We start from the raw sequence: 6,622 nt of genomic DNA, 5'->3' as shown, positions 1-6,622 counted from the left end.
AAAGAGCGTTGTTCACGTTTTAACCGTTTTTCTATCTTTTTTACTTTCATTGTTTTGTTGATGTTTTCATGAACGATCCCATCGCTACGTGTAGCAAAATCCTTCACTCCTAAATCAATCCCTAGACCTATTTTATTGAGTGCTAACTTTGTTGCCATTTCTTCCAATTCGCAAAGTACAGATACAAAATATCTTCCTGCTCTTTGATATACTGTGCCACTTTTTACAGTTGCATTTTTAGGGATATATCCATATTCTTTTAACCTTACCCAACCAATTGTAGGAACTTTGACTCTATGTCTTTCTACTGTCCAATCTGTTTTGTTGTTTTTCGGAAAGTAGCACTTCACATCTTGCTTCCTCTTTTTTTTATATCGTGGAAACTTAGATAAACCTTTAAAAAACCGCTTAAAAGCTTTATCTCCATTCATAATCGCTTGTTTTACCGCTTTGCTCGACACTTCTTTAATCCACTGGTCACACTCTTTTGTATGAATATTGTTCAGCCATTTGGAAAAGTCATAGCCACTAAGAAATTTCTCCTCCGACTCATATGCCTCTTTATTTTTAGAGATATACAGGTTATATACATATCGACACACCCCAATAGTTTGACGGATTTTACTAATTTGTTCAGTTGTCGGTTTGATTTCTATTAAATATGCTCTTTTCATAAGTCTCCATCCTCCGACATTTTCTTTTTGTATTTTCTCAACCCATATATTCTACAGCTAAATACATGAATGATAGATATTAAATCCTGAACAAGTTCTTCTTGAATCCCCATATATTCCTTATACTGTTCTTCTGTATAATATCTTCTTCCTTTTGGGTTTCGGTAAGCAGGTAAAACACCTTGGTTGTCCCACCTTTGCAATGTCTTAACAGAGACATTAAGCATTTCTGAAAATTCTTTTGGTTTATATTGTTTCATAATTACTTTTTTGCTATATATGCACACTTTTGTCTATGTTTTTGTTTACTGTTTCTTTCTCCTGTATATAGAAACTTTATCCCGATTGGTGAGGGATAATAACCAGTGGGAATGGTTCCTTACTGATCAAAGATTTACTTTATATATTATAAACGGCATACCCTTTTTCATAAAGGGTATGCCGTTTCTATTTTCTATACTAACTTACTTGCTTTTGTTTTTGTTTCGTTTTTGGACCTGTAAATAGTCGTTCATTTCCCATAAGTAAAATACAAATAATACTTAGCACAGCCGGGATAAGTGCCCAGAAGAATGTGCTGGCAATAGATGTAGCGAGAGCCTCTTTAATACCAGTTAATATTTCAGGTGGCATCTTCTCGGTAGCACCTTGTGATAATAAGAAACTTGTGTCTCCGCCCTGTGGAGCTAATTTAGCTAGTTCAGGAGGGAACACCGTGCTTAATTTATTAGTAAAAATATGATTTTGAATGGTACCGAAAATTGTTACACCAAGAGTCATACCGAGTGAACGGAAGAATGAGTTTGTTGATGTAGCAGAACCACGGTCTCGCATTTCTAACTTGTGAATAGAAGACATACTTAAAACTGAGAACGAGAAACCAACTCCAAGTCCAGTGAGAACCATAAATAGTGTTACAAGTAGACGAGGTGTATCCATCGTTAAAGTGCTTAATAAATAAATACCAATTACAAAGAAAACGCCAGATACGATCATGATGTTACGATAACTTGTTCGTGAAGCTAACTGTCCACCTGTTTGACTTCCAATTACAGAGCCAACCATCATAGGTGTTAAAATTAATCCAGCATTAGAGGCTGAACCGCCGAGAACACCTTGAACGAAGATTGGAATATAAACTGTACAGATAATAAAAGCGGCACCATAGAAAAAGGCAACGCCTTGGCTAGCTGCGAATAAAGGTTTTTTAAAGAGATGGAAAGAAATGATAGGCTCCGTTGCTTTTCGTTCTACGAAGAAGAAAATAATGAGCATAATAACAACTGTTGTAAATAAACCGATAATTACAGTGGAATTCCATGCATATTCTTTACCACCAAGTTCTAAGGCGAACATTAAGCAAACGATACTAATAACAAGTGTAATAGCGCCAGCCCAATCAATTTTTTGTTTTCTAAATTCTAGAGATTCACTGTAGTATTTAGTAATGAAGAAGAAGGAGATAAGCCCTAATGGAATATTAATATAGAAGACCCAGTGCCAACTTATATAGTCTGTAATATAAGCACCTAATAAAGGACCGAACACACTAGATGTCCCGAAAACGGCACCGAATAGTCCTGTCATTTTTCCGCGTTTTTCTGGTGGGAATATATCGTACATAATTGTGAAGGCAATAGGCATAAGAGCGCCCCCGCCAATCCCTTGAATTGCTCTATAAATACTTAACTGCTCAATACTAGATGCTGTTCCGCAAAGCGCAGAACCGAATAAGAAAAGAATGAGGCCACCGATATAAAAACGTTTCCGTCCGTACATATCAGAAAGTTTTCCGAATATAGGCATACCTGCCATTGTTGCTACCATATATGCAGATGTGACCCAAACGAACTTGTCAAATCCTCCTAGGTCTCCAACGATCGTTGCCATTGCTGTTGCAACAATTGTATTATCCATTGCCGCCATTAAAATACCAAGTAGTAAACCAGCAACAACAAATTTTGTCTTGTTGGAGTCTTTTTTTGATAATTGAGATTCCAAATATAACCCTCCTTTAAAAATAAGTAAACTATATTAAGTTTTGAGTGCAGCGCATAAAAATGTAAAGGACAGTTCTTTCAAATCAATTTACACAAGTGCACAAGCCATAAAGAATATTATAGTCAAATTTGACTAAAAGGCAAACTTTTTCATCCGTCAAAATATTCTGTTGTATGGACAGCGAAAGAGTGAGTAATACTTAATGGTGGTATAAAGTCAATGAAGGAAATTGTAAAAAAATATTTCAGTAAGAATACCGTCTGTTAACAGAGGAAAAATGGTTTTTTCTTTACATTGTCGAATAGGATAAAAGGAAGTGTAATAACTATATAGCGTTTGTAACAAGCATTATTAATATTGGGTAGAGAGGCAGAGTAAGGTCGTATAGATGATGCATCTGAAATGGGGTGAATATTATTATGAAAATATGGAAACGAATTTCGGATCAAGGAAGGCGTTCAATACCGCTACAACCGGTATTATGGATTGATGGATCAAAAAAGGAAAACGAATGTCCTAATGTAGCAGTTACATTACAAATCCGTAGTATGTATAAAGAAAAATTTTCATATGAACTGACCTATGATGTAAACGACATACTTATTATTCGAATTGAAGTTGAAAATAAAGGAACGGAAATGATTTCACGAGTTGTAGTAAGTCATATGATTCGCGATTATTTTGCATATATCCCCAATTCATTAAAGGCAGATAAGGGGGTAAGTGAGTTTCTATTCCAACTTGTAAGGTGGCGAATCGATAATTTATTACCCAATGAAAAGGTAGAATTAATTTGTAAAATAAAAGCAAATAAAGATAAAGCACTCAAAAATGCATTATTTCAGGCTACATATACATTTCAATATAACGGAGTACCATATGGTCCACTGCAAACAAATGAAGTTGTTGTGCGGCAATGAAAAAAAGGAACCTGTATGAAAGGTTCCTTTTTTAGTGAAGGTTGTGCTTTTTGAGTACTTTTTTTTGCTCGATTCCTTTTTTTCCTACATAATTATTTTTATAACCAAAATATAGAATGAACAGAAAGGAAACAACATTTACAATAGCGTCAATTTGATCGTTTGAAATAAAGTTCACTCCGAAAGAATTAAATAGTAATTTTAACGATAACAGAAAACCGGCTAGTAAACGTATAATATCTGATAGATTTTCTTTTTGTAGCATATAGGTCACCACCTTTCTAAAACGATATATAGTATATATATGAAATAGAATAGAGATGGTAGACAAGCTTAAGCGGAAATGTACACTCAATATGTACATTTTTTATTTTGTGGAAAAACATAATTGTTATAGAAACATATATTGGTATAGAAAGGAGGAGAAATATGAAACATAAAGGGAAAATTAGTGGATTATTACTTGGGAATACAGTGGCAGTTACAGAATGGATTGCGCTTCAGGATGTAATTACAAAACTGGATTCGCGATCATTTTATACCGTCTTTATTATTTATATATTGCAAATGGTACTCAGTTATTATTTTGGGCATTGGTATGATAAAAGAGCGAGTGGTCGTATGGATACGGAAGGAGGAGGAATGGCAAGTAATGATTTTGTAGTTGATTTCTTTGAGAAAGTAGCTGCTTTATCAGAACGGGATTCTCATAATATTACAGTGTACATTCTTTCTATGAAAGAATGGAAAGAACTAAAAGAAACAGTGCAAGAAAAAAAATTGGAGGCGTTAGTACAAAAATTGGAGAGCGCGATTGTAAAGACAATTCGTAAAGGGGATGTCGTTACTAGATGGGATGAAAATAAGTATGTTATTGTGGCGATTGATAACGGACATGAAAAGTCGACAATAACAAACAGATTAATGGAAAATATTGAAAGTGAAATAGAAAATGGCTTGTTAAGTATGACTCTATTATTTGGAGCTGCTAGTTATCCAATAGAAGGGAAAACTTTTGAAGAATTGTTAAGAAAAGCACAAAATCAATTGTATCAGCATAGGGATTTGTAAGGAAATCAGTGAAACTTTGATTTAAAGAAATATGATATGAAGAAGTTTTTGAATGTAACATTCTTTTGACTTTTATTACAAAAAGAACTTTTATTGTAATAAAAGTCTTTAAAAATATATGGAATAAGCATATAATTATGTTGGATGTGTCAATGCATTTTGCACAATGTGTTTCATTTTTAAAGTGTAGAGGAAAGCATGCTCTACACTTTTCCTTTTTAGGGAATGACAAGAATAATTGTAAGTTGTTGCAAGATGACATTTACACTGTGTAAAATGAACAAAGAGATTATTTGATAGAAAGCGGAAAGGGAATGATAGAATGATAGACGTGACGGAACAACGAACATCTTTTATCAGGTGAATTATTACCGTTGTTCTCCAAATTATTATGGCTGTGATGAATTCCGTTGTACTTTTATGTAATACATAGTATAAACAGGTTTTAAAAAGTGCCAAGTAAAAGGTAGATATGAAACTGTTATTTAGTTCAAAAATGTAATTTTGAGTAATACAATTTGTACAAGCATTATAAATAATATGAATGATTTTCGTAAAAAGGTGCGAGTGTGGAGTTAATAAAAGGATAAATAATTTCATAGCTTTTTACACGATGATCGTATATAAGTAGGAGGAAAAAGATGTTGAAGTATAGTAAATTAGCAATTGTAACTGCATTATCAATGACTTTACTGGCGGGTTGTTTTGGACCGAAACCAGAAGAGGAATTATATGTTTCATTTGAAAATGCTGCAAAGCAAGAAAAAACAATGTTTGAAGATGCGAAGAAACTTGAAACTTTAGAAAAAGAGGGACAAGAATTATATAACCAGATTGTTCAAGAAGGAAAAGATAATAATCAAACTGTTAAGGAAAAACTGAACCAAGCAGTGAAAAATACAGATGAACGAGAAAAAGTGCTTAAAAAAGAAAAAGAATCTTTAAATAAGGCACAAGAAGAAGTGAAGTCAGCAGATAAATATGTGAAGAAAATTGAAGATAAGAAATTGAAAGATCAAGCGGATAAAGTGAAAAGCACATATGAGAAACGACACGATTCGTTTAACAAGATGTATGATAGCTATAATAAATCGTTAAAACAAGAAAAAGAATTATATACAATGTTACAAGATAAAGGTACAAAATTAAAAGATATTAGTGAAAAAGTAAAAGTCGTAAATCAGTCTTATAAAGATATTGAATCAGAAAAAGACAAGTTTAATGAATTTACAAAAACTTATAATACAGAAAAAATAGCTTTTTATAAACAAGCAAATATTAAAATTAAAGAAGAGAAAAAATAAAACAGTTTGGCCTATAATTGGCCAAACTGTTTTATTTTTTTGTATAAGTACGACTATACCATGGGACAGGTTCACTTAATTTTTTTTCTTGTTTCAGTGCTTCAGGACCAATATAATCTTGAAGTGTCTTTTTTGCTACTGTTAAAGATAAGTTTGTTTTCGGGTTTCGATAGGAGGATTCAAGATGACCAAGATGTGGTAGGATTCGAAAATCTTCTTTTGTAGGAGGGATATGGAAAAAATAATCACCTAAACGTATAAGAACATCAGATTGTTGTTGGCTAAAACGTGGATTTCTAGAAAAATGTAATCCTTCTTTAATAGCTTTTTTTTCAGCAATTAAGCGTTCTAAAGCCGTCTTTTTTAACCAATATAAATACTTCGGATTAGTTGCAGCTTTAGCATGACGATTCACAACGAAAATAGATTGAGCTAGTCGATTAATAGAATGTTGGTTTTGTAATTGAGATTGTGGTTGTGAAGGTTTCATATTGAATCTCCTTTCAATTTTTCATTATTATAACATAAATAAAAGAGGTTTTTATTATATGCAAAAAGTGATTGTATATATTTTCAATATTAAAGCAATATTGTTACAAAAAACAACTATTTTGTATAATAGTAATAGAATGTGTTTTAGAAATTTGATAAT

General features: G+C 32.6%; 8 protein-coding genes. 3 read left to right on the top strand and 5 right to left on the bottom strand.

Features of this window, described 5'->3' with window-relative positions; translation table 11 throughout:
• From FS742_RS20425 to FS742_RS20415, 3 genes are all read right to left on the bottom strand, one after another.
• Positions 1–674 (bottom strand): RNA-guided endonuclease InsQ/TnpB family protein (locus FS742_RS20425; protein ID WP_144614686.1); only part of this gene is annotated, 674 nt, incomplete at its 3' end.
• Positions 671–934, bottom strand: a complete 264-nt coding sequence (locus tag FS742_RS20420; protein WP_000816200.1) for a MerR family transcriptional regulator — start codon at positions 932–934, stop codon at positions 671–673. The genes FS742_RS20425 and FS742_RS20420, both read right to left, overlap by 4 nt.
• A gap of 199 nt (positions 935–1,133) precedes the next feature.
• Positions 1,134–2,675 carry an MDR family MFS transporter gene (locus FS742_RS20415; protein ID WP_087958519.1) on the bottom strand — a complete coding sequence of 514 codons (1,542 nt, stop codon included), beginning with the start codon at positions 2,673–2,675 and terminating at the stop codon, positions 1,134–1,136.
• Positions 2,676–3,094: 419 nt separating this feature from the next.
• On the opposite strand from FS742_RS20415, the gene FS742_RS20410 reads away from it, so the two are divergent.
• Complete coding sequence (locus FS742_RS20410) at positions 3,095–3,595, top strand: hypothetical protein (RefSeq protein WP_144614684.1); 501 nt, start codon at positions 3,095–3,097, stop codon at positions 3,593–3,595.
• A gap of 31 nt (positions 3,596–3,626) precedes the next feature.
• Here FS742_RS20410 and FS742_RS20405 read toward each other — a convergent pair whose 3' ends face one another.
• Entirely contained in the window at positions 3,627–3,860 is a 234-nt protein-coding gene (locus tag FS742_RS20405) for an SPP1 phage holin family protein (RefSeq protein WP_033691462.1), read from the bottom strand.
• Between the two features lie 164 nt (positions 3,861–4,024).
• Here FS742_RS20405 and FS742_RS20400 point away from each other — a divergent pair, with 164 nt between their 5' ends.
• Positions 4,025–4,666: a diguanylate cyclase domain-containing protein gene (locus FS742_RS20400; RefSeq protein WP_144614682.1), complete on the top strand. Its 642-nt coding sequence runs from the start codon at positions 4,025–4,027 to the stop codon at positions 4,664–4,666.
• A 641-nt stretch (positions 4,667–5,307) separates the two neighbouring features.
• Complete coding sequence (locus FS742_RS20395) at positions 5,308–5,970, top strand: YkyA family protein (RefSeq protein WP_144614680.1); 663 nt, start codon at positions 5,308–5,310, stop codon at positions 5,968–5,970.
• Positions 5,971–6,001: 31 nt separating this feature from the next.
• Here FS742_RS20395 and FS742_RS20390 read toward each other — a convergent pair whose 3' ends face one another.
• Positions 6,002–6,460, bottom strand: coding sequence for a YkyB family protein (locus FS742_RS20390; RefSeq protein WP_000804861.1), 459 nt, complete (start codon positions 6,458–6,460; stop codon positions 6,002–6,004).
• Positions 6,461–6,622 lie beyond the last annotated feature (162 nt).

Origin of the sequence: Bacillus cereus (genome assembly GCF_007678085.1) — a bacterium.
Lineage (GTDB): Bacteria > Bacillota > Bacilli > Bacillales > Bacillaceae_G > Bacillus_A > Bacillus_A cereus_BE.
The sequence above is the reverse complement of the archived record's forward strand: the minus strand, read 5'-3'. Positions and strand labels throughout refer to the sequence as shown.

Coding starts and splice junctions, on each gene's coding strand:
- FS742_RS20420 (WP_000816200.1), bottom strand. CDS start 934: ATGAAACAATATAAACCAAAAGAATTTTCAGAAATGCTTAATGTCTCT.
- FS742_RS20410 (WP_144614684.1), top strand. CDS start 3,095: ATGAAAATATGGAAACGAATTTCGGATCAAGGAAGGCGTTCAATACCG.
- FS742_RS20405 (WP_033691462.1), bottom strand. CDS start 3,860: ATGCTACAAAAAGAAAATCTATCAGATATTATACGTTTACTAGCCGGT.
- FS742_RS20400 (WP_144614682.1), top strand. CDS start 4,025: ATGAAACATAAAGGGAAAATTAGTGGATTATTACTTGGGAATACAGTG.
- FS742_RS20395 (WP_144614680.1), top strand. CDS start 5,308: ATGTTGAAGTATAGTAAATTAGCAATTGTAACTGCATTATCAATGACT.
- FS742_RS20390 (WP_000804861.1), bottom strand. CDS start 6,460: ATGAAACCTTCACAACCACAATCTCAATTACAAAACCAACATTCTATT.